The following is a 19,976-nucleotide window of genomic DNA, read 5'->3' on the forward strand; positions in this document are numbered from 1 at the left end:
TTTTTGCGCTCAGAAAACCTGCTTGAACAGCGCCTGCATGTCGGCCCAGGAACGCTCGTCGGCCTCCTTCTGGTAACCGATGTCCAGGCCGTGGCCCTTGTGCGCGTCGGCGTCCGGGTTGCTGAAGCCGTGCTTGGCTCCGGGCAGCTCGACGAAGCGGTAGTCGGCACCGGCCTTGTCCATCTCGGCGTTGAACGCGGCGATCTGCTGCGGGGTGATGAAGCTGTCGGCCGCGCCGTGCTCCACCAGCACCTTGGCCTTGACGCTGCCGGGCGTGGCCGGGGTGTCGGTGACCAGCGCGCCGTGGAAGCTCACCACGGCGGCCAGCGGCAGGCCCTGGCGCGCCATGTCCAGCACGATGCGCCCGCCGAAGCAGTAGCCGATGGCGGCCAGGCGCTGCGCATCGGTCTGCGGCTGGGCCTTGAGCAGCTCCAGGCCGGCGAGGAAGCGCGCCTTTGGCACCGCCGGGTCGGCCAGCGCGGCTTTCATGAAGGCGCCGGCGTCCTGCGGGTGCTCGGTGTGCTTGCCGTCGCCGTACATGTCGACGGCCAGGGCGCTGTAGCCGAGGGCGGCGAGGTCACGGGCGCGGCGCTTGGCGTAGTCGTTCAGCCCCCACCACTCGTGCACCACCACCACGCCGGGGCGCTTGCCCTCGATGGCGTCGTCCCAGGCGTGGTAGCCGATCAGGCGCGTGCCGTCGGCGGCGGTGTAGGGGATCTCCTGGGTCTGGATGGCGGCCTGGGCGGTGCCGGCGAGGCAGAACAGGGCGAGCAGTAGTGTGCGCATGGTGGGCGTTCCGATCCTGGGGCTGGAGTTGCCAAGATAGACCAGCGCGCCGCCCACGGCTTGCACGCCTGTGCTCTAGCGCGCCGGGCCGGGCGGGGTGATGCCCATCGAGACGTAGATGCTGGTGAAGCGCTCCATGCCCATCTCCGCCGGCTTGACCCACTCCACCGGCACGTACAGCAGGCCGCCGCCCACCGGCACCGGCGCGGTGGGCACCAGGATGGCGTGGTAGGCGCGGCCGTCGATCTCGATCGGCTGCGGGTTGGGCAGCAGGGCCAGCACCGCGGTGCCGTCGCCGCCGAAGAAGCACCAGACCGGGCTCATGGCGGCCAGGTCGGCGTCTTCCTTCTTGTCCAGCAGGCCGACGAAGCGGTCGGCCAGGCCATACAGAGGGCCGAGCAGCGGAATGCGCCGCAGGATGCGCGCCAGCAGCCGGCTGAGCGGACCCTTGAGACCCAGCTGCACGGCCAGGCCCAGCGGATAGAGCGCCACCAGCAGCGCCAGGGTGCCGAGCAGCCAGGCCAGCTCGGGGCTGCTGACGAAGGGCTGGCCGAGCCCGGCGAACAGCTTGCCGACCGTGCTGGAGGGGCCGATCAGCCGATTCAGCAGGCTCACCACCCAGCCCAGCAGGGCCAGCGACAGGGCCAGCGGCAGCAACGCGAGCAGGCCGGCCAGCCAGGTGGTGAGGATCGATTCGAAGCTGCGTTTGAACATGGGGAAAGTCCGTGGCGGGTGCGCCGCAAGGCTATTGCAAAAGCGCCTGGCTGTCCCGTTCGGCTCCTCGCCCGTGTGGAGCTAGAGCTTCTTGACGCCCTCGAGACTCGACGGGCCGCTATCCGCGGTGCGGCGCACGACGCTGATCGAACCATCCGTTTCCAGCACCACCGCCTCCACTTCCGCCAACGACGCCAGTCCCGCCGAACGCACCGCGGCGCGCACCTCGGCCTCGGTCAGACGAGCTAGCACCAGCGCGGCCGACAGAAACTCGCCTCGATACAGCAGCATCAGCGGCTCTCCGGCGATCAACTGGTGCAGCCAGCGCACCCTGACGCTGGACCAGGAGACGACGAATTGCAGCCCGATCAACAGGGCGAAGGCCAGCGCGCCGTCGGCCAGGGTCACGTCCTTGGTCAGCAGCGCGGTGGCCAGGGTCGAACCCAGGGCAACGGTCACGATCAGGTCGAAGGCATTCATCTTCGACAGCGTCCGTTTGCCAGATATGCGCAGGAACACGATCAGCAGAACGTAGGCCAGCGCACCAACCAGCAACGTCCGCAGGAGGCTGTTCCAGCCGCTGAAAAACACCTGTTCCATTCGCTTCTCTCCTCGACGGCAGTTGAGCGCGGAGCGGCAGGCCAAGGCGTGGCGGGCCGCAGCGTGATGTAGAGAGTTTTGGAGCCTCGATTCCCAGCCCCTGTTGCCCTTGGTTGGGCAGGGCGTGAGGCGAGTCGTTCAGCCGGCGAATGCCCAGCCGTTGTTGCGGTTGTGCAGGTAGATGAAGACGTTCTCGCTCTTGTCGCGAGCGACGCCGGCGGTGCCCCAGGGGAAGTCGTTCTGCTCGCCGAGCCGGGCGGTCAGCCAATGGCGGTGCAGGCGTTCTCGCCGTGGCAGGGCGGCGTCGAAGTCGTCGTCGCTATCGGCCGGGTCTTTCAGCGTGAGGAACAGGCTGACCAGTCGCTCCTCTTCGAAGCGCAGGCTCAGTTCGATGTCCAGGAGTCCGTCCCGTAGCGCAAGGTGGGCGAAGTGGCAGGACACCTGGCGCTCCAGGACCTGAACCGGGCGCGGTTCGTCGAGGCGGAAGTCCGCGCCCAGGTCGGCCGGCGTGGTGGCCGGGGTGATGAGCCCCTCGCCGAGGTGCAGGTGCCCGGTGGCAGGATCGATACGCACGAACTGGCTCAATTTTCCTGCGCCCGATAGGCACCGGGAGTGAGGCCTGTCCACTTCTTGAATGCGCGGTGGAAGGCCGAGGGTTCGGAGAAGCCGAGCTGCTCGGCGATGGCCTGGATCGACAGCTCGTCGCGGCCCAGGTGGTAGATGGCCAGGTCGCGGCGCAGGTGGTCCTTGAGCTCCTGGAAGCTGCTGCCTTCCTCGCGCAGGTGGCGGCGCAGGGTCTGCGGGCTGATGTGCAGCTGGGCGGCGACGCTCTCCAGGTCCGGCCAGTGCGCGCAGTCGCGGCCGAGCAGGCGGCGCAGGCGGCCGGTCAGGCTGTCGCCGCCGTCCGGACGGGCCAGCAAATCGGCCGGCGAGTGTTCGAGAAACTGCTTGAGCGTTCGCTCGTCCTGCAGCAGCGGCATGGCCAGGTAGCGGCCGTGGAACAGCAGGCTGGTGCTCGCGGCGTCGAAGCGCCGCGGGCAGGGGTAGAGCAGGTCGTACTCGCCGCTGTGGGCGGGTTCCGGGTAGGTGAAGGTCGCCTCGTCCAGGCGGATGCGCTGGCCGATCAGCCAGCTGCCGAGGCGATGCCAGATCACCAGCAGGCTCTCGGTGAGGAAGTGGTCCGGGTCCCACAGGGCCGAGCTGTCGAGGGTCAGGCGCACCTGCTCGCCCTCGCGCTGCAACTGTACGCGCGGCGCATCCGGGAACAGGCCGTAGAACAGCATGCCGCGCACCAGGGCCTTTTCCAGGCTGTGGCAGTGGATGATGGCGTGGCACATCATGGCGAAGGTGCCGCGCTTGCTGGGGATGACGCCGAAGCCCATGTACTCGTCGTCGAGCAGCGCCCACAGGCCCTGCAGCAGGCGGGTGAACTGCTCGGGGGCGATGCGCGCGCGCGGTTCGTCGAGCAGCGCCGGCTGGATGCCCACTTCGCGCAGCAGGGCAGCGTAGTTGTAGCCCTGGCGGTCGGCGCCGCGCAAGGCGGCGCGGACGAAGTGGCTGGCGATGGTGCGTTCGCGCATGGCGTGGCTCGGCGTGAAGGTGCCCGGATGGTAAGGCGGCATGGCGGGGTGGAACAAGTTTCGTGGGCGAGGCGTCAACAGCCCCTCACCCTAGCCCTCTCCCGGAGGGAGAGGGGATATAAGTCCGAGGCTGCGGAAGTCAGTCACCCCTCTACCTTCGGGAGAGGGGCCGGGGGTGAGGGTGTGTTGGTCTGCAGAGATCAACGACTCAGCAGTTGCCAGCCGAGCAGGGCGGCCAGGATCAGGCTGGCGCCGCGCCAGAACAGCAGCGGGTTGCGTTCCAGCAACGGTGGGCGGGCGCGGTCGAGGTATTCGGCGCTGGGCTGGCGCAGGTCGTGGACGAATTCGGAGAGCTCGGCGTGGCGCCGGTTCGGGTCGGGGTGCAGGGCCTTGCGTAGCACTTCGTCGATCCAGGGTGGGATGCTGCGCTCGGCATCCTGCACCGAGTGGTAGATCAGGCGCAGTTGCTCGCTGCGGTTGCGGCACTTGGCGACTTCCGCGCCGTAGGGCAGGCGGCCGCTGAGCAGCTGGTAGGTGATCACGGCCAGGGAGAACAGGTCCGAGCGCGGCGAGCCGGCCTCGCCGATGAAGTATTCCGGAGCCATGTACTGCAGGGTGCCCGGCAGCGGGTTCTGCACGCGCTGCGGGGCCTGCTCGCTGAGCCCGGCGACCCGCGCCGAGCCGAAGTCGATCAGCCTGACGGTGCCGGTGGCGTCGATCAGCAGGTTATCCGGGCGCAGGTCCTGGTGCAGCATCTCCAGGCGGTGGAAGGCCTGCAGGCCACGGGCGATCTGCTCGACCAGGGCGCGCACTTTTTCTACGCCCGGCCGCGGGTTGTCGACCATCCACTGGCGCAGGGTCTGCCCCTCGATGTACTCGGTGATGCTGTACAGGTAGCTGCGTCGGCGGGTCTGCGCCGGAGCCTTGAGCACGTGGGCGCTGTCGATGCGGCGGGCGATCCATTCCTCGGTCAGAAGGCGCTCGAGGTGCGCGCGGTCGTGCTGCAGTTCGGTGGCCGGGGCCTTGAGCGCCACCGGTGTCTTGCCGTCCAGCGCCAGGTACACATGGCTGCGGCTGCTGGCGTGGATCTCGCGCACGATGCGGTAGCCGTCGAACTCCATACGAGCCTGCAGCAGTGGCGGCAGGGCCAGGTCGCCGACCCGTTGCTGCAGCTCGCCGGCATCCTGGCGTGGCAGTTGGTCGATGCGCACCAGTTGCACGGTGAGGTTGTCGTCGCTGCCACGCGAGTAGGCCTGCTGCACCAGGGTGCGGGCGGCACCGTCCAGGTCGTCGCCATAGGCGCGGATCAGGGCAGCCATGGCGGCTGGTTCGAGGTATTCGTGCACGCCATCGCTGGTCAGCAGGAAGATGTCGCCCGGCTCCAGGGCCAGCTGGCGATAGTCCAGCTCCAGGTGCGGACCCACGCCGAGGGCGCGGCTGAGGTAGCTGGTGTCGCGCGAGACCCACAGGCGGTGGTCCTCGGTCAGGCGTTCCAGGGCGCCGTCGCGCAGGCGCTGGATGCGTGTGTCGCCGGCATGGAACAGGTGCGCGGTGGTGGCCTTGAGTACCAGGGCGCTGAGGGTGCAGACGTAGCCGCGGTCCATGTCGTAGCGGTACTGGCTCTGCCGCGTCTGCGCGTGCAGCCAGGAGTTGGCGGCCATCAGTACGCGCCAGGCGGACCTCTTCACCGACCAGGCGTCGGAGGTGCAGTAGTAGTCTTCGAGGAAGCTGGTCACCGCCGCCTCGCTGGCCACATGGCTGACCGAGCTGCTGCCGATGCCGTCGGCCAGGGCGATGGCGATGCCCTTGGTGGAGAGCTGGGGTTCGTCGGGGATGCACAGGCCGTGGAAGTCCTGGTTGACCTCCTTGCGCCCCTTGTCGGAGTGCTGGCCGACGGAAATCCGCAGCTGATTACTCATACGATGTGCGCGTGGGCCCCGCCGGCTGGCGGGGCCGCGGGGCTCAGACGAAGGAGCGCTTCGGCGCGGTCTTCACATGGGTGGCGTAGAGCGTCAGGCCGGTGAAGGCCAGGCCGCCGACCAGGTTGCCCAGGGCGGTGGGGATCTCGTTCCACAGCATGTAGTCCATCACCGAGAAGTCGCCGCCCATGATCATCGCCGAGGGGAACAGGAACATGTTTACCACCGAGTGCTCGAAGCCCATGTAGAAGAACAGCATGATCGGCATCCACATGGCGATGGTCTTGCCGCTGACGGCGGTGGAGATCATCGCGCCGACCACGCCCAGGGACACCATCCAGTTGCACAGCATGCCGCGCAGGAAGATGGTCAGCCAGCCGGCCGCGCCGTACTCGGCATAGCCCAGGGTGCGGGCCTCGCCGATGTGCGAGATCTTCTCGCCGATCGCGCCGGGTTCGGTAGAGAAGCCCATGGTGAAGACGAAGGCCATCATGAAGGCCACCGTCAGCGCGCCGGCGAAGTTGCCGCAGAACACCAGGCCCCAGTTCTTCAGTACGCCGCCGACGGTGACGCCGGGGCGCTTGTCCAGCAGGGCCAGCGGGGTGAGCACGAAGACCCCGGTGAGCAGGTCGAAGCCCATCAGGTAGAGCATGACGAAACCGACCGGGAACAGCATCGCGCCCACTAGCGGCGAGCCGGTCTGCACGGTGATGCTGACGGCGAACACGGCGGCGAGCGAGAGGATGGCGCCGGCCATGAAGGCGCGGATCAGGGTGTCGCGAGTGGACATGTAGATCTTCGATTCGCCGGCATCGACCATCTTGCTGGCGAACTCGGCGGGGACCAGGTAGGACATGGCTAGGTTCTCTGTCGTAGGGATAGGCGCCGCCCGGGGCGGCGCGATGGACTCAGCGGAGGATTTCCACCCGCTCGCCGTGCAGCCGCACCGGCCATACCGGCAGCTGCTGGTCGGGGTATTCCAGGCAGCCGCCGTCGTGCAGCCGGTAGTGCTGCTTGTACAGCGGCGAGGCGATCACCAGCTCGCCCTGCAGATGACCGACGATGCCGCGGCCGATGACATTGGCGCCGGACTTGGGGTCGCGGTTGCCGATGGCGAAGACCTTCTGCTCTGTCTCGGGCAGGTAGAACAGGGCGACCTGCTCGCCGGCGGCCAGGGCGACCACGCCGGAGTTGGCCACCAGGTCGGCGGCGCTGCACAGCGGTTGCCAGGCGGCTTCGAGGTTGAGTGCGGTGTTCATCAGACGGTCTCCTCGGTGACGGGAATCAGGTGCAGTTCATCGGCGCGGGCCGGGCGGCGCTGGCCGCGTTCGCGGACGAAGTGGATGTCCGGGTCGCCGCCGTGCTCGTTGACGAAGGTGCGGAAGCGCTTGAGCTTCTCCTCGTCCTTCAACGCGTTGGCCCATTCGCATTCGTAGCGGTCGACCACCAGCTGCATCTGCGCTTCCAGCTCGTCGCCCAGTCCCAGGCTGTCGTTGATCACTACGTCTTGCAGGTAGGCCAGGCCACCTTCCAGCGATTCGCGCCACACCGAGGTGCGCTGCAGCTTGTCGGCGGTGCGGATGTAGAACATCAGCACGCGGTCGATGTAGCGCACCAGGGTGGCGTCATCCAGATCGGTGGCGAACAGCTCGGCGTGGCGCGGGCGCATGCCGCCGTTGCCGCAGACGTAGAGGTTCCAGCCGTTCTCGGTGGCGATCACGCCGATGTCCTTGCTCTGCGCCTCGGCGCATTCGCGGGTGCAGCCGGAGACGGCGAACTTGATCTTGTGCGGCGAGCGCAGGCCCTTGTAGCGGTCCTCCAGCAGCAGCGCCATGCCGACGCTGTCCTGCACGCCGTAGCGGCACCAGGTGCTGCCGACGCAGCTCTTCACGGTACGCAGCGACTTGCCGTAGGCGTGGCCGGTCTCGAAGCCGGCGGCGATCAGCTCGCCCCAGATTTCCGGCAGCTCGTGCAGCTGGGCGCCGAACAGGTCGATGCGCTGGCCGCCGGTGATCTTGGTGTAGAGGTCGTATTTCTTCGCCACCGCGCCGATGGCGATCAGGCCTTCCGGGGTGATCTCGCCACCGGGGATGCGCGGTACTACCGAGTAGGTACCGTTCTTCTGCATGTTGGCCATGAAGGTGTCGTTGGTGTCCTGCAGCGGCACCAGCGCCGGGTTCATGATCGGCTTGTTCCAGCAGGAGGCGAGGATCGAACCCACGGCCGGCTTGCAGATGTCGCAGCCGACATGGCCCTTGCCGTGCTTGGCCAGCAGCTCCTCGAAGCTCTCGATGTTCTCCACGCGGACGAAGTGGTAGAGCTCCTGGCGGGTGTAGGCGAAGTGCTCGCACAGGCTCTTGTCGACTTCCACGCCGCGGGCGGTGAGTTCGTGCTCGACCACCTGCTTGAGCAGCGCCGCGCAGCCGCCGCAGCCGGTGGCCGCCTTGGTGCAGGCCTTGACCCCGGCGATGTCGCTGCAGCCGCCGTCGATGGCCGAGCAGATCGCGCCCTTGCTGACGTTGTGGCAGGAACAGATGGTGGCGGTATCCGGCAGGGCATCGGCGCCCAGCGCCGGGGCGCCTTCGCCGGCCGGCATGATCAGGCTGGCCGGATCTTCCGGCAGCTTGATGCCGTTCTGCGCGTACTGCAGCAGGGTGTCGTAGTAGCTGTTGTCGCCGACCAGCACGGCGCCCAGCACCTGCTTGCCGTCGGCGGATACGACCAGACGGCGGTAGCTGGAGGTGGCTTCGTCGATGTAGCGGTAGCTCTTGGCGCCGGGCATGGCGCCGTGGGCGTCGCCAATGGAGCCGACGTCGACGCCGAGCAGCTTGAGCTTGGTCGACATGTCCGCGCCCAGGAAGGGCGAGCCCTCCTGGCCGCACAGCTGGGCCGCCACCAGGCGCGCCATCTGGTAGCCGGGCGCGACGAGGCCGAAGATGCTGCCGTTCCACGCCGCGCACTCGCCGATGGCGAAGATGTGTTCGTCGCTGGTCAGGCACTGGTCGTTGATGTTGATGCCGCCGCGCGGACCCAGCTCCAGGCCGCAGGCACGGGCCAGGGCGTCCTGCGGGCGGATGCCGGCGGAGAACACGATCAGGTCGGTCTCGAGGAAGTCTTCGCCGGCGAAGTTCATGCGGTAGCGGTACTCGCTGCCGGCGCTGATGCTCTGGGTGGCCTTGGACAGGTGCACGCCCACGCCCAGGTCCTCGATGCGCTGCTTGAGGGCGGCGCCGCCGAAGTCGTCCAGCTGCACCGGCATCAGGCGCGGGGCGAATTCCACCACGTGGGCTTCCAGGCCCAGGGACTTCAGCGCGTTGGCCGCTTCCAAGCCGAGCAGACCGCCGCCGACCACCACGCCGCGGCGCTTGCCGTTGGCGGCGGCGCGGATGCCGTCGAGGTCGTCGAGGGTGCGGTAGACCAGGCGCGAGTCGCCCTCGGCGCCGTCGATCGGCGGCACGAAGGGGTAGGAGCCGGTGGCCAGCACCAGCTTGTCATAGCCGAAGCGGCCCTTGGCGGTGACCACTTCGCGCTTGGCGCGGTCGATCTCCAGCACCTGGGCGCTGAGGTGCAGGGTCAGACCTTCCGCTTCATAGAGGGAGGCGGCACTCATGGCCAGGGACTCGGCATCGCGGCCGCCGAAGTATTCGGACAGGTGCACGCGGTCGTAGGCGCGCTGCGCTTCCTCGCCGAATACCTCGATGCGGTAGTGCGCCAGGGCGCCGCCCGCGAGCAGTTGCTCGACGCAGTGGTGGCCGACCATGCCGTTGCCGACGACGATCAGTCGTTGCTTGTCAGTGGTAGCTGCTGTGCTGTTCATAGCGTTTCCCGGCCAAAGCTCATCAGGTTTTTCCCCGGCAAATAAAAAGGCGCCTGAAACCTCGCGGTCTCAGGCGCCTTTGCCTGTTCTATGCGGTGCCTTCGTGGGCACCTGGGTCCGTTTGCGATCGCCATTGATCGTCAGGACTGGCTCGCAGGGTCCTATGCAGTGGCTGTGCCAGTTTGTTTCGGCACGGCCGCAGCCCAGTGCTGGCAAGGCCTGCAGCCGGTCTCGAGCCTATCTGCCAGCCATGGGGGGGACCCAAAAGGAGGCGCTGGGCCGCTGCGCTGCCCCATTGTGATTCGTGCGCGCCGCGTCGAAGGCGTGTGCCCGATCGGGCTGGGCGGCATTTCGCCTCGGGGCTGGCGAAATGCCGCCAGAAAGCCCTGTTTCGGCAGTTCTTTTATTAATCTAAGTCACTGTTTGGTAAGGGATTATTTGATTTTCATGCGGCTGGCATAGCGCTTGCGATAGGTGCGGCAGACCCCGCAGCCGGGGCCAACAACAAATCCCTCCACAGCAGGAGGGTTAGCACTTTGAGCAGCCGCGCGATCACCGGGAAAGCGATGCGTCGGCGGCGAGCGAGGAACTGCCATGACCCGCACCCCCCTATACAAGAGTCTGTACGTCCAGGTCCTGGTGGCCATCGCCATCGGCATCCTGCTGGGCCACTTCTATCCCGAGACCGGCGTGGCGCTCAAGCCGCTCGGCGACGGCTTCGTCAAACTGATCAAGATGGCCATCGCGCCGATCATCTTCTGCACCGTGGTCAGCGGTATCGCCGGCATGCAGGACATGAAGGCGGTGGGCAAGACCGGCGGCTACGCGCTGCTGTACTTCGAGATCGTCTCCACCGTGGCGCTGGTCATCGGCCTGGTGGTGGTCAACGTCGTCGAGCCGGGCGTCGGCATGCACGTCGACCCGAGCACCCTGGACGCCAGCAGCATCGCCGCCTACGCCAAGGCCGGCGAATCGCAGAGCACCGTGGCCTTCCTGCTCAACGTGATTCCGTCGACCATCGTCGGCGCCTTCGCCAGCGGCGACATCCTGCAGGTGCTGTTCTTCTCGGTGATCTTCGCCTTCGCCCTGCAGCGCATGGGTGACTACGGCAAGCCGGTGCTGGAGTTCATCGACCGCATCGCCCACGTCATGTTCGGCATCATCAACATGATCATGAAGGTCGCGCCCATCGGTGCCTTCGGCGCCATGGCCTTCACCATCGGCCAGTACGGCGTCGGTTCGCTGGTGCAGCTGGGCCAGCTGATGCTGTGCTTCTACATCACCTGCGTGTTCTTCGTCCTCGTGGTGCTGGGCGGCATCGCCCGCGCCCATGGCTTCAGCATCCTCAAGTTCATCCGCTACATCCGCGAGGAGCTGCTGATCGTGCTCGGCACGTCCTCGTCGGAGTCGGCCCTGCCGCGCATGCTGAACAAGATGGAGAAGCTGGGCGCGAAGAAGAACGTGGTCGGCCTGGTGATTCCCACCGGCTACTCCTTCAACCTGGACGGCACCTCGATCTACCTGACCATGGCCGCCGTGTTCATCGCCCAAGCCACCGACACGCCGATGGACATCACCCACCAGCTGACCCTGCTGGCCGTGCTGCTGATCGCCTCCAAGGGCGCCGCCGGTGTCACCGGTTCGGGCTTCATCGTGCTGGCCGCCACCCTGTCCGCCGTGGGCCACCTGCCGGTCGCCGGCCTGGCGTTGATCCTCGGCATCGACCGCTTCATGTCCGAGGCCCGCGCGCTGACCAACCTGGTTGGCAACGGCGTGGCCACCCTCGTGGTCGCCAAGTGGTGCAAGCAGCTGGACGAAGACACCCTGCAGCGCGAACTGGCCGGGAAGGGCAACAAGGCCCAGGTACCGGCCAGCGCCGAGATCGTCTGATCCTGTTTCACCGCCCGTTCGCGGGCGGCTCTCCTGGCCCGTCCCCGCGACGGGCTTTTTTTTGCCCCGCGCGTCGTCAGCCGTGCTGGCGGATCGTTGCTGCTGCTTTTCCTCCGCGTCGGCTGTGGCTAAGCTCGCGGTTCCGCACATGCAGCAGAGGCTTTCCCATGTCGCAGCAACGGCCTGCCGCCGATATCGCCCGAATGATCCTCGACGGGTTCGATGACTATCGTGACCATTTCCGCGAGATCACCAACGGCGCCCGTGCCCGCTTCGAGCAGGCGCAGTGGCAGGAGGCCCAGCGCGCCTCGGCCGCACGCATCGCGCTGTACGAGGAGAAGGTGGCGGAGGTCAGCGGAAGACTGCGCGAGGCCTTCAACGACGAGCAGCTGCTGGACATCGACCTGTGGCCGCTGGCCAAGAGCGCCTACATCGGCCTGATCGACCTGCGCAACGACGATGAGCTGGCCGAGACCTGGTACAACTCGATCTTCTGCGGCCTGTTCAGTCACGACCAGATCAGCGACGGCTGCATGTTCATCCACACCACCCGGCCTTCGCTGCGCCCCCACGAGCGTACGCCGCAGACCCGCAGCTACCAGCCGCGCGGCGACCTCAACCACGCGTTGCGGCAGATCTTCACCGACTACAGCTACAACGCGCCCTTCGAGGACCTGGAGCGCGACCTGGCCAAGCTCGAGCAGCAGCTGCGCACCAACCTGCCGGACTGGGTGTGCAAGGACCAGCAGCTGACCATCGAGCTGTTCTCGTCCACGCTGTACCGCAACAAGGGCGCCTACCTGGTCGGCCGCATCTTCACCCCGGACGAGCAGTGGCCGCTGGTGTTCCCGCTGCTGCACCGCGAGGGGCAGGGCGTGCAGATCGACACGCTGATCACCGACGAGGCGGAGGTGTCGATCATCTTCTCCTTCACCCGTTCCTACTTCATGGTGCGGGTGGAGATCCCGGCGGAATTCATCGGCTTCCTCAAGCGCATCCTGCCGGGCAAGCACATCGCCGAGCTGTACACCTCCATCGGTTTCTACAAGCACGGCAAGTCGGAGTTCTACCGGTCGCTGATCAACCACCTGGCCAACACCGACGACAAGTTCGTCATGGCCCCCGGCGTGCGCGGCATGGTGATGAGCGTGTTCACCCTGCCGGGCTTCAACACCGTGTTCAAGATCATCAAGGACCGCTTCTCACCGTCGAAGAACGTCGATCACAACACGGTGATCGAGAAGTACCGTCTGGTGAAGAGCGTCGACCGGGTAGGGCGCATGGCCGACACCCAGGAGTTCTCCGACTTCCGCTTCCCGCTGGCCAAGTTCGACCCCGAATGCCTGGCGGAGCTGCTGGAGGTGGCACCGTCCACCGTGGAGATCGAGAACGGCGACACCGTGCTGATCCGCCACTGCTGGACCGAGCGCCGCATGACGCCGCTGAACATCTACCTGGAGCACGCCAACGAGGCCCAGGTGCGCGAGGCGCTGGAAGACTACGGCCTGGCCATCAAGCAGCTGGCCGCGGCGAACATCTTCCCCGGCGACATGCTGCTGAAGAACTTCGGCGTCACCCGCCACGGCCGCGTGGTGTTCTACGACTACGACGAGATCAGCTACCTCACCGAGGTGAACTTCCGTCGCATCCCGCCGCCACGCTACGAGGAAGACGAGATGTCCAGCGAGCCGTGGTACTCGGTGGGGCCGAACGACGTGTTCCCCGAGGAGTTTCCGCGCTTCCTGTTCGTCGATATCGGCCAGCGCCGGCTGTTCAGCCAGCTGCACGGCGATCTGTACGAGGCCGACTACTGGAAGAGCCTGCAGGACGCGATTCGCGCGGGCAAGGTGATCGACGTGTTCCCCTATCGGCGCAAGGCCGATCTGATCGCCTGAGGTCTGCGTCGGGCAAGGGAGGTGGCTGCCGGGCTGTGCGGATCTGGCACGCATGTGCTAGACCATTAAGGCAAGGCCAGGAAGTCACCTATCCCATTGTCCAAGGACGGTAAGCCTATGCGTCAAAATCTGCCCGTGACTCAGCGCGAACGTACCTTTGCCGCCGACGAACGCCTGATCTCCACGACCGACCTGAACAGCAAGATCACCTACTGCAACGATGCCTTCGTCGAGATCAGCGGCTTCACCCGTGAAGAGCTGATCGGCCAGCCACATAACCTCGTCCGCCACCCGGACATGCCGCCGATGGTGTTCGGCCACATGTGGGACACCATCAAGCAGGGCAAGCCGTGGATGGGGGTGGTCAAGAACCGCTCGAAGAACGGCGACTACTACTGGGTCAGCGCCTACGTCACGCCGATCTACGAGAACGGCAAGATGGCCGGTTACGAGTCCGTGCGCTCGCTGCCCACCGAGGCGCAGAAGCGCCGGGCCGAGGCCCTGTACGCCCGCCTGCGCGCGGGCAAGCCGCCGGTGCCGCGGATCGATTACTGGACCTACGACATCATCCGTTCCTGGCCGCTGATCCTCGCCGGGCTGGTAATCGTGGCGGGCCACTGGGTGTTCAGCGGCGCCTGGCTGCTGGCGTTCATCGTCGCGGTGATGTTCGCCCTCGGTTCCTACCAGCTCTACAACAAGCGGCAGATGATCCGCCGCACCCTGGCCGAGCATCCCCGGGCCTTCACCAGCGCGCTGGTGGCCCTGACCTACAGCGACAACCGCGGCGCCCAGGCGCTGCTGGACATGGCCATGATCAGCGAGGAGGCGCGTCTGCAAACCGCGCTGACGCGCCTGGAGGATGCCGGCGAGAACGTGCGCCAGCGTGCCTCGCAATCCGCCGATCTGTCGCGCTCCAGCGCCGAACTGCTGGAGCAGCAGCGCAGCGAGACGGACCAGTCGGCCACGGCCATCAACCAGATGGCGGCGACCATCCAGGAGGTCGCGCACAACGTGCAGAACACCTCGCATGCCGCCGAGGAGGCCGATCGCCTCGCCCTGCAGGGCCGCGATCTGGCCGGCGGCAGCCTGCAGGCCATGCAACAGATGGCCGGTGCGGTGCAGGAGATTGGCCAGGCGGTGAACGAGCTGGCCGAGTCCACCCAGTCCATCGGCAGCGTGGCCGACGTGATCACCTCCATCGCCGAGCAGACCAACCTGCTGGCGCTCAACGCGGCCATCGAGGCGGCGCGGGCCGGTGAACAGGGCCGCGGCTTCGCCGTGGTGGCCGACGAGGTGCGCGCGCTGGCCGGGCGCACCCGCGAATCCACCGAGCAGATTCACCAGATCATCTCGTCCCTGCGCAGCGGTGCCGACAAGGCGGTGAACACCGCCAGCCGTGGCGAGGAGATCTCCCGCGACAGCGTGCGCAGCGTCGAGGCGGTGCGTGAGGCGCTGGACGGCATCAGCCAGGCGGTGACCCGCATCACCAGCATGAGCCAGCAGATGGCCGCGGCGTCCGAGCAGCAGGCGCATGTGGCCGAGGACATCAGCCGGCAGATCACCCGCATCGCCCAGTTGTCCGACAACAGCGCCGGGCAGGCGCAGCAGGGCGTGGGCATCAGCCAGGAGCTGGAGAGCATGGCGGCCTACCTGCACAGCCTGGCGGAGCGCTTCAACCGCTGACCGATCCGGCCGGGCTTCGGCCCGGCCGGCGGCGGATGCCGGAGGCCTGTGGCACACTGCGCGGCCCGGAGGAAACCGCCATGTCCCGAGCGCGCTGCGAGCGTTGCGCCAGACCGCAGACCCACTGTCTCTGCCACCTGATTCCGAACCTACCGAGCCGCACCCGGGTGCTGATCCTGCAGCACCCGGACGAGGTCGGCCACGCGCTGAACACCGCGCGCCTGGCCGCGCTGGGGTTGACCAACGCCGAGCTGCGGGTGGGCGAGCACTTCGCCGACCTGGCGCTGGACCCGGCGTACCGCGCCTGCCTGCTGTTCCCCGGCGAGACGGCGCAGATGTTGCCGCTGGCGCCGCCGCCGGGCGACGAGCGCCCGTTATTGCTGGTGGTGCCCGACGGCACTTGGCGCAAGGCGCGCAAGCTGCTGCACCTCAACCCGCAGCTGGCCGCATTGCCGCGGGTGTGCCTGCCCGCCGGCGCGCGCTCGCGCTACCGCCTGCGCAAGGCGCCTGCCGAAGGCGCGCTGGCGACCATCGAGGCCATAGTCGCCGCCCTCACGCTGCAAGAAGGCACAGGCTTCGATGAGTTGCTACGGCCGTTCGACGCGCTGATCGAGGCCCAGATCGCTGCGATGGGCGAGGACACCTATCGGCGCAACCACGGCGGCTAGGCGCCCTGGCTGTCGAAGCGGATGCTCCGGGCGCCCAGACGCAGCAGGCTGTCGGCGAACACATCGCTGCGCGTGTGCTGGCAGTCCCAGGCGCTTTCCCAGTCTTCGCGGCGCCGCCAATTCAGCAGGCCCACCAACTGAGGCCCGGCGCCTTCCTGCAGCTCCGCGCCGAGGTAGCCGCTCTGAGGCTGGAACAGCCGACCCATCTGCTGCAGGTAGTCGTCGAGGCGGCTGGCGATGGCGGGGCGGTGGCACTCGTCCACCTCGATGCGTATCAGCAGGGTGAACCGGGGTGAGGCGTTGTCATCGGTGTCGTGCGGGTGCGCGCGGGATGGGTTCATGGCGTGGCGTCCTGGGGTTGATCGAAGAGGCCAGGCGAGGTTAAAACCTCAACTTAGCTTGAGGTCAATAGCCATGAAGAAGCACACACAGCCCGCGCGTGACCTGAGTGTGGGCGAGCTGGCCAGGCGCAGCGGGCTGGCGGTTTCCGCCTTGCATTTCTATGAGTCCAAGGGGCTGATCGGCAGCACGCGCAACGCCGGCAACCAGCGCCGCTATCCGCGGGAAACGTTGCGCAGGGTCGCGGTCATCAAGGTGGCGCAGCGGGTGGGCATTCCCCTGGCCGAGATTTCTGCCGCGCTGGAGAGCCTGCCCCAGGGGCGCACGCCCAACGCCGGTGACTGGGCCGCATTGTCGGCGCGTTGGCGTGCGGATCTGGACCAGCGCATCGCCAAGCTGCAGCTGCTGCGCGATCAGCTGGACGGCTGCATCGGCTGCGGTTGCCTGTCGCTGGACGATTGCCCGTTGCGCAATCCCGGCGATCAGTTGGCGGCGGAAGGTCCCGGCGCGCATTGGCAGGCGGCGGAATGACCTGCCGTCATGATGCCCGCCGCGGCTTTGAGGTTTATCGCTCGCGCATGGCCTCGGCGCGGGCCTTGAGCACCGGCTTGAGCAGGTAGTCCAGCACGCTCTTCTCGCCGGTAACGATATCCACCGTGGCGACCATGCCGGGGATGATCAGCAACGGGTTCTGGTCGTTGCCCAGGTGGCTCTTGTCGGTGCGTACCTGGATCAGATAGAAGCTGTTGCCTTCCTCGTCGGTGATGGTGTCGGCGCTGATCATTTCCAGCTTGGCCTTGAGCCCGCCGTAGATGGTGTAGTCGTAGGCGGTGAACTTGACCATGGCCTTCTGCCCCGGGTGCAGGAAGGCCACGTCCTGGGGACGAATGCGCGCCTCGATCAGCAGGTTGTCCTCCAGCGGTACCACCTCGACCATGGCGTCGCCCGGCTGCACCACGCCGCCGATGGTGTTGACCTTGAGCAGCTTGATCACGCCGTGCACCGGCGAGTCGACCGTGGTGCGGCTGACCCGGTCCTCGATGGCCACGCTGGTAGAGGTCACCTTCTTCAGCTCGGTGCGTACCTCGTTGAGCTCCTTGAGTGCCTCGGTACGGAAGGTCAACGTGGATTCGTTGAGTTTGCTCTCGATCTCCTGCATGGCGGCCTCGGCCCGCGGGATGGCCAGGTTGGTGGCCTCCAGCGAGCCGCGCATCTCCACCGCGCTGCGGCGCAGGCGCAGGATCTCCACCTCGGAGATGGCCCCGGCGGCCACCAGCGGTTGCGACATGTTCAGCTCCTGCTGCACCAGGCCCAGGCTGGAGCGGTACTGCTGGGCCTTGGCGCGGAACTCGGCAAGTTCTTGAGTCTTCTGCCGCAGCTGTTCCTTGAGGGTGTTCTGTTCGCTCTCCAGGCGCTGCTGGCGCGAGCGGTAGAGCGCCATTTCATCCTCGGCCAACTGCGGCGCGGCTTTCGTCAGGTCGTCGGGCAGTGCCAGCGTGCGGCCCTCGGCCTCGGCGCTCAGGCGCTCAACGCGCGCCTGCAGGGCCAGGCGGTCGGCCTCCGTTTCGCCCTTGTTGGAGACGAAGCGGGTGTCATCCAGGCGCAGCAGTACATCGCCCTTGTCCACCACTTGGCCTTCGCGCACGAAGATCTCGGTGACGATGCCGCCTTCGAGGTTCTGGATGACCTGCACCTTGCTCGACGGAATCGCCTTGCCCTCGCCGGTGGTGACTTCCTCCAGCACGGCGAACTTGGCCCAGATCAGCGCCACGATCAGACACGCGCTGACCGCCCAGACGGTGGCGCGGGCCAGCCAGGGCGAGTCCTCGAGGACGGCGCCGTCCACTTCGGGCATGAACTCGGTGTCCTGCTTCTGTCGCTGCAGGCTGCCGAAATAGTCGCGCAGGGATTGGGTGAGTTCCATGTCGCCTCTCCGTCAGACCGCGGCGGGGCCGACACGGCCCTTGCGCAGGGCGTCGATAACTGCCTCCTTCGGGCCGTCGGCCACCACATGGCCATAGTCCAGCACCACCAGGCGGTCGACCAGGCTGAGCATCGAACTGCGATGGGTGATCAGTAGCAGCGTCTTGCCCTGGGACCAGGTCTGCAGGCGGTTGCGCAGGATGTCTTCGCTGGTGTTGTCCATGGCACTGGTCGGCTCGTCCAGCAGCAAAATTGGCGGGTCCAGCAACAGCGCCCTGGCCAGCAGCACGGCCTGGCGCTGGCCGCCGGAGAGCAGCTGGCCGCGCTCGCCCACTGGGCGGTCGAAGCCCTGCGGATGCTGGCGGGCCAGCTCGGTCACGCCGGTCAGTTCGGCGACCTCCAGCATGCGCGCGTCGCTGACGTAGCGGGCGCCGAGGGTGAGGTTGTCGCGCAGGCTTCCGGCGAGCAGCGGCAGATCGTGGGCGACGTAGCCGATCTGGTGGCGCAGGTCGGCGACGTCCAGCTGCCGCAGGTCGAGGTTGTCGAGCAGGATCTGCCCCTCGCTCGGGGTGTAGAAGTTCATCACCAGGCGCGCCAGGGTGCTCTTGCCCGAGCCGCTGCGGCCGATGATGCCGACCCGCTCGCCAGCGGCCAGGCGCAGATTGATCTTGTTCAGCGCCGGAGCGCTCTGGCCCGGGTAGCTGAAACTGACCTGACGCACGTCCAGCGCGCCTTTCAGGTGGGTACGTTCCAGCGGCCGCTGCTTGGCCTGGCGTTCCTGGGGCAGGGTCATCAGCGCGTCGGTGCTGGCCATGGTCAGGCGCGCCTGCTGGTAGCGGGTGATCAGCGCGGCGATCTGACCGAGCGGCGCGAGCACGCGGCTGCCGAGCATGTAGCTGGCCACCAGCGCGCCGACGCTGAGGTTGCCGGCGATGATGATGTAGACCCCGGCGACGATGGTCGCCATGCCGGCGAACTGCTGCAGGAACATGGTGCCGTTGGTGGCCAGTGCGGCGAGGAAGCGGGCGTGGCTGTCCAGGCGGGTGAGGGCGACGTGGGTCTTCTCCCAGCGGTGCTGGCGTTCACTCTCGGCGCTGCAGGCCTTGAGGGTTTCCAGGCCGCCGAGGGTCTCGATCAGCAGGGCTTGGCGTTCGGCGCCCAGGGTCAGGCTCTTCTGCACCGTGTCGCGCAGCCGGGCCTGGATGATCAGGGCGAACAAGGCGGTGATGGGGAACGCCAGCAGCGGAATGACCACCAGCCAGCCGCCGAGCAGGCCGATGACCAGGATCATCAGCAGGGAGAAGGGCAGGTCGATCAGGCTGGTCAGGGTCACCGCGGTGAGGAATTCGCGCAGCCCCTGGAAGTCGTGGATGCTCTGGGCGAAGCCGCCGACGCTGGCCGGGCGCGCCATCATCGACATGCCGGTGATGCGCTCGAAGAGCGTGGCGGACAGCACCACGTCGGTCTTCTTGCCGGCCACGTCGAGCAGATAGGCGCGCAGCACGCGCAGCAGCAACTCGAAGCCGGTGCCGATGAACAGGCCGATGACCAGCACCCAGAGCGTGGAAACGGCCTGGTTGGGCACCACCCGGTCGTAGGTCTGCATCACGAACAGCGGCACCATCAGGCCCAGCAGGTTGATCAGCAGGCTGGCCAGCACCGCATCGGTATAGAGCCAGCGCGACAGCTTGAGGGTGTCGCGGAACCAGGCTTCGACCCGTGGCACGAGGGGCGCGCGGGATTCCTCCAGTTCGTGCTGCGGCTTGGCGAAGAAGGCCTGGCCGCTGTACTCGATGGCCAGGTGGTCGCGGCTGACCCACTGCTCGCCGCCGTCGGCCTCGCACGGCAGGATCAGCAGCTGGTTCTTCGGCGCCATCTTACGCAGCACGGCGCTGCGGCCGTCCTTGAGAATCAGCAGCACCGGCAGGTTGAGGGGGGAAATGGCGTCCAGTTCGCGCCGCAGCACGCGCCCCTGCAAACCGGCACGGGCGGCCGCGCGGGGCAACAGCTCGGGGCTCAGGCGCTGCTCGGGCAGCGGCAGGCCGGCGGTCAGGCTGGCGCGGCTGGCCGAACAGTCGTGGAGGTTGCAAAGAATCAGCAGGCCGTCCAGCAACGGGTCGTCATGACTCTGCCGCTGATCGTCGGAGGGTCTCCGTTCCATG

At 67.2% G+C, this 19,976-nt stretch carries 16 protein-coding genes and 2 pseudogenes; 6 read left to right on the forward strand and 12 right to left on the reverse strand.

All coding sequences use genetic code 11. From position 1 onward, the window contains the following. Positions 1-9: 9 nt before the first annotated feature. From NF616_RS01715 to nirB, 9 genes are all read right to left on the reverse strand, one after another. Positions 10-786, reverse strand: coding sequence for a dienelactone hydrolase family protein (locus NF616_RS01715; RefSeq protein ID WP_252271318.1), 777 nt, complete (start codon positions 784-786; stop codon positions 10-12). Between the two features lie 75 nt (positions 787-861). Then, positions 862-1,500, reverse strand: coding sequence for a DUF502 domain-containing protein (locus NF616_RS01720; protein ID WP_252271319.1), 639 nt, complete (start codon positions 1,498-1,500; stop codon positions 862-864). An 81-nt stretch (positions 1,501-1,581) separates the two neighbouring features. Beyond that, positions 1,582-2,100 carry a DUF421 domain-containing protein gene (locus tag NF616_RS01725; protein WP_252271320.1) on the reverse strand — a complete coding sequence of 173 codons (519 nt, stop codon included), beginning with the start codon at positions 2,098-2,100 and terminating at the stop codon, positions 1,582-1,584. Positions 2,101-2,238: 138 nt separating this feature from the next. Continuing rightward, positions 2,239-2,673 carry a hypothetical protein gene (locus NF616_RS01730; RefSeq protein WP_252271321.1) on the reverse strand — a complete coding sequence of 145 codons (435 nt, stop codon included), beginning with the start codon at positions 2,671-2,673 and terminating at the stop codon, positions 2,239-2,241. 8 nt (positions 2,674-2,681) lie between these two features. Further along, on the reverse strand, positions 2,682-3,680 hold the full coding sequence (locus tag NF616_RS01735; RefSeq protein WP_252271322.1) for an AraC family transcriptional regulator: 999 nt from the start codon (positions 3,678-3,680) through the stop codon (positions 2,682-2,684). Between the two features lie 200 nt (positions 3,681-3,880). Next, on the reverse strand, positions 3,881-5,599 hold the full coding sequence (locus NF616_RS01740; protein WP_252271323.1) for a bifunctional protein-serine/threonine kinase/phosphatase: 1,719 nt from the start codon (positions 5,597-5,599) through the stop codon (positions 3,881-3,883). Positions 5,600-5,642: 43 nt separating this feature from the next. After that, entirely contained in the window at positions 5,643-6,455 is an 813-nt protein-coding gene (locus NF616_RS01745) for a formate/nitrite transporter family protein (RefSeq protein ID WP_252271324.1), read from the reverse strand. A 52-nt stretch (positions 6,456-6,507) separates the two neighbouring features. Then, entirely contained in the window at positions 6,508-6,858 is a 351-nt protein-coding gene (nirD, locus tag NF616_RS01750; RefSeq protein ID WP_252271325.1) for a nitrite reductase small subunit NirD, read from the reverse strand. After that, positions 6,858-9,416: a nitrite reductase large subunit NirB gene (nirB, locus tag NF616_RS01755; protein ID WP_252271326.1), complete on the reverse strand. Its 2,559-nt coding sequence runs from the start codon at positions 9,414-9,416 to the stop codon at positions 6,858-6,860. Before nirB ends, nirD begins: the two co-directional genes overlap by 1 nt. A gap of 594 nt (positions 9,417-10,010) precedes the next feature. Here nirB and NF616_RS01760 point away from each other — a divergent pair. The 5 genes and pseudogenes from NF616_RS01760 (at position 10,011) to NF616_RS01775 (ending at position 15,552) form a co-directional block, all read left to right on the forward strand. Further along, a complete protein-coding gene (locus NF616_RS01760) occupies positions 10,011-11,306 on the forward strand; it encodes a dicarboxylate/amino acid:cation symporter (protein WP_252271327.1) in 1,296 nt (431 codons plus the stop codon). Positions 11,307-11,473: 167 nt separating this feature from the next. Then, a complete protein-coding gene (gene aceK, locus NF616_RS01765) occupies positions 11,474-13,201 on the forward strand; it encodes a bifunctional isocitrate dehydrogenase kinase/phosphatase (RefSeq protein ID WP_252271328.1) in 1,728 nt (575 codons plus the stop codon). A 117-nt stretch (positions 13,202-13,318) separates the two neighbouring features. Continuing rightward, positions 13,319-13,597, forward strand: a pseudogene (locus NF616_RS21295) (PAS domain-containing protein); the annotation flags it as partial. A gap of 312 nt (positions 13,598-13,909) precedes the next feature. After that, positions 13,910-14,884: pseudogene (locus tag NF616_RS21300) on the forward strand (methyl-accepting chemotaxis protein); the annotation flags it as partial. Between the two features lie 80 nt (positions 14,885-14,964). After that, a complete protein-coding gene (locus NF616_RS01775; RefSeq protein ID WP_252271330.1) occupies positions 14,965-15,552 on the forward strand; it encodes a tRNA-uridine aminocarboxypropyltransferase in 588 nt (195 codons plus the stop codon). Here NF616_RS01775 and NF616_RS01780 read toward each other — a convergent pair. Further along, positions 15,549-15,893 (reverse strand): antibiotic biosynthesis monooxygenase, encoded by a 345-nt coding sequence (locus NF616_RS01780; RefSeq protein WP_252271331.1) that lies wholly within the window; start codon positions 15,891-15,893, stop codon positions 15,549-15,551. The genes NF616_RS01775 and NF616_RS01780 overlap by 4 nt on opposite strands. A gap of 73 nt (positions 15,894-15,966) precedes the next feature. Here NF616_RS01780 and soxR point away from each other — a divergent pair, with 73 nt between their 5' ends. Further along, positions 15,967-16,422 carry a redox-sensitive transcriptional activator SoxR gene (soxR, locus tag NF616_RS01785; RefSeq protein ID WP_252271332.1) on the forward strand — a complete coding sequence of 152 codons (456 nt, stop codon included), beginning with the start codon at positions 15,967-15,969 and terminating at the stop codon, positions 16,420-16,422. 34 nt (positions 16,423-16,456) lie between these two features. On the opposite strand, the gene NF616_RS01790 is transcribed toward soxR, so the two are convergent. Together NF616_RS01790 and NF616_RS01795 are read right to left on the reverse strand one after the other, a co-directional pair. Next, entirely contained in the window at positions 16,457-17,815 is a 1,359-nt protein-coding gene (locus tag NF616_RS01790) for an HlyD family type I secretion periplasmic adaptor subunit (RefSeq protein ID WP_252271333.1), read from the reverse strand. A gap of 12 nt (positions 17,816-17,827) precedes the next feature. Then, positions 17,828-19,975, reverse strand: a complete 2,148-nt coding sequence (locus NF616_RS01795; RefSeq protein WP_252271593.1) for a type I secretion system permease/ATPase — start codon at positions 19,973-19,975, stop codon at positions 17,828-17,830. Position 19,976 lies beyond the last annotated feature (1 nt).

The sequence above is a fragment of the Pseudomonas subflava genome (genome assembly GCF_023823685.1).
Taxonomy (GTDB): Bacteria; Pseudomonadota; Gammaproteobacteria; order Pseudomonadales; family Pseudomonadaceae; genus Aquipseudomonas; species Aquipseudomonas subflava.

Coding starts and splice junctions, on each gene's coding strand:
- NF616_RS01715 (WP_252271318.1), bottom strand. CDS start 786: ATGCGCACACTACTGCTCGCCCTGTTCTGCCTCGCCGGCACCGCCCAG.
- NF616_RS01720 (WP_252271319.1), bottom strand. CDS start 1,500: ATGTTCAAACGCAGCTTCGAATCGATCCTCACCACCTGGCTGGCCGGC.
- NF616_RS01725 (WP_252271320.1), bottom strand. CDS start 2,100: ATGGAACAGGTGTTTTTCAGCGGCTGGAACAGCCTCCTGCGGACGTTG.
- NF616_RS01735 (WP_252271322.1), bottom strand. CDS start 3,680: ATGCGCGAACGCACCATCGCCAGCCACTTCGTCCGCGCCGCCTTGCGC.
- NF616_RS01740 (WP_252271323.1), bottom strand. CDS start 5,599: ATGAGTAATCAGCTGCGGATTTCCGTCGGCCAGCACTCCGACAAGGGG.
- NF616_RS01745 (WP_252271324.1), bottom strand. CDS start 6,455: ATGTCCTACCTGGTCCCCGCCGAGTTCGCCAGCAAGATGGTCGATGCC.
- nirD (WP_252271325.1), bottom strand. CDS start 6,858: ATGAACACCGCACTCAACCTCGAAGCCGCCTGGCAACCGCTGTGCAGC.
- nirB (WP_252271326.1), bottom strand. CDS start 9,416: ATGAACAGCACAGCAGCTACCACTGACAAGCAACGACTGATCGTCGTC.
- NF616_RS01760 (WP_252271327.1), top strand. CDS start 10,011: ATGACCCGCACCCCCCTATACAAGAGTCTGTACGTCCAGGTCCTGGTG.
- aceK (WP_252271328.1), top strand. CDS start 11,474: ATGTCGCAGCAACGGCCTGCCGCCGATATCGCCCGAATGATCCTCGAC.
- NF616_RS01775 (WP_252271330.1), top strand. CDS start 14,965: ATGTCCCGAGCGCGCTGCGAGCGTTGCGCCAGACCGCAGACCCACTGT.
- NF616_RS01780 (WP_252271331.1), bottom strand. CDS start 15,893: ATGAACCCATCCCGCGCGCACCCGCACGACACCGATGACAACGCCTCA.
- soxR (WP_252271332.1), top strand. CDS start 15,967: ATGAAGAAGCACACACAGCCCGCGCGTGACCTGAGTGTGGGCGAGCTG.
- NF616_RS01790 (WP_252271333.1), bottom strand. CDS start 17,815: ATGGAACTCACCCAATCCCTGCGCGACTATTTCGGCAGCCTGCAGCGA.
- NF616_RS01795 (WP_252271593.1), bottom strand. CDS start 19,975: ATGGAACGGAGACCCTCCGACGATCAGCGGCAGAGTCATGACGACCCG.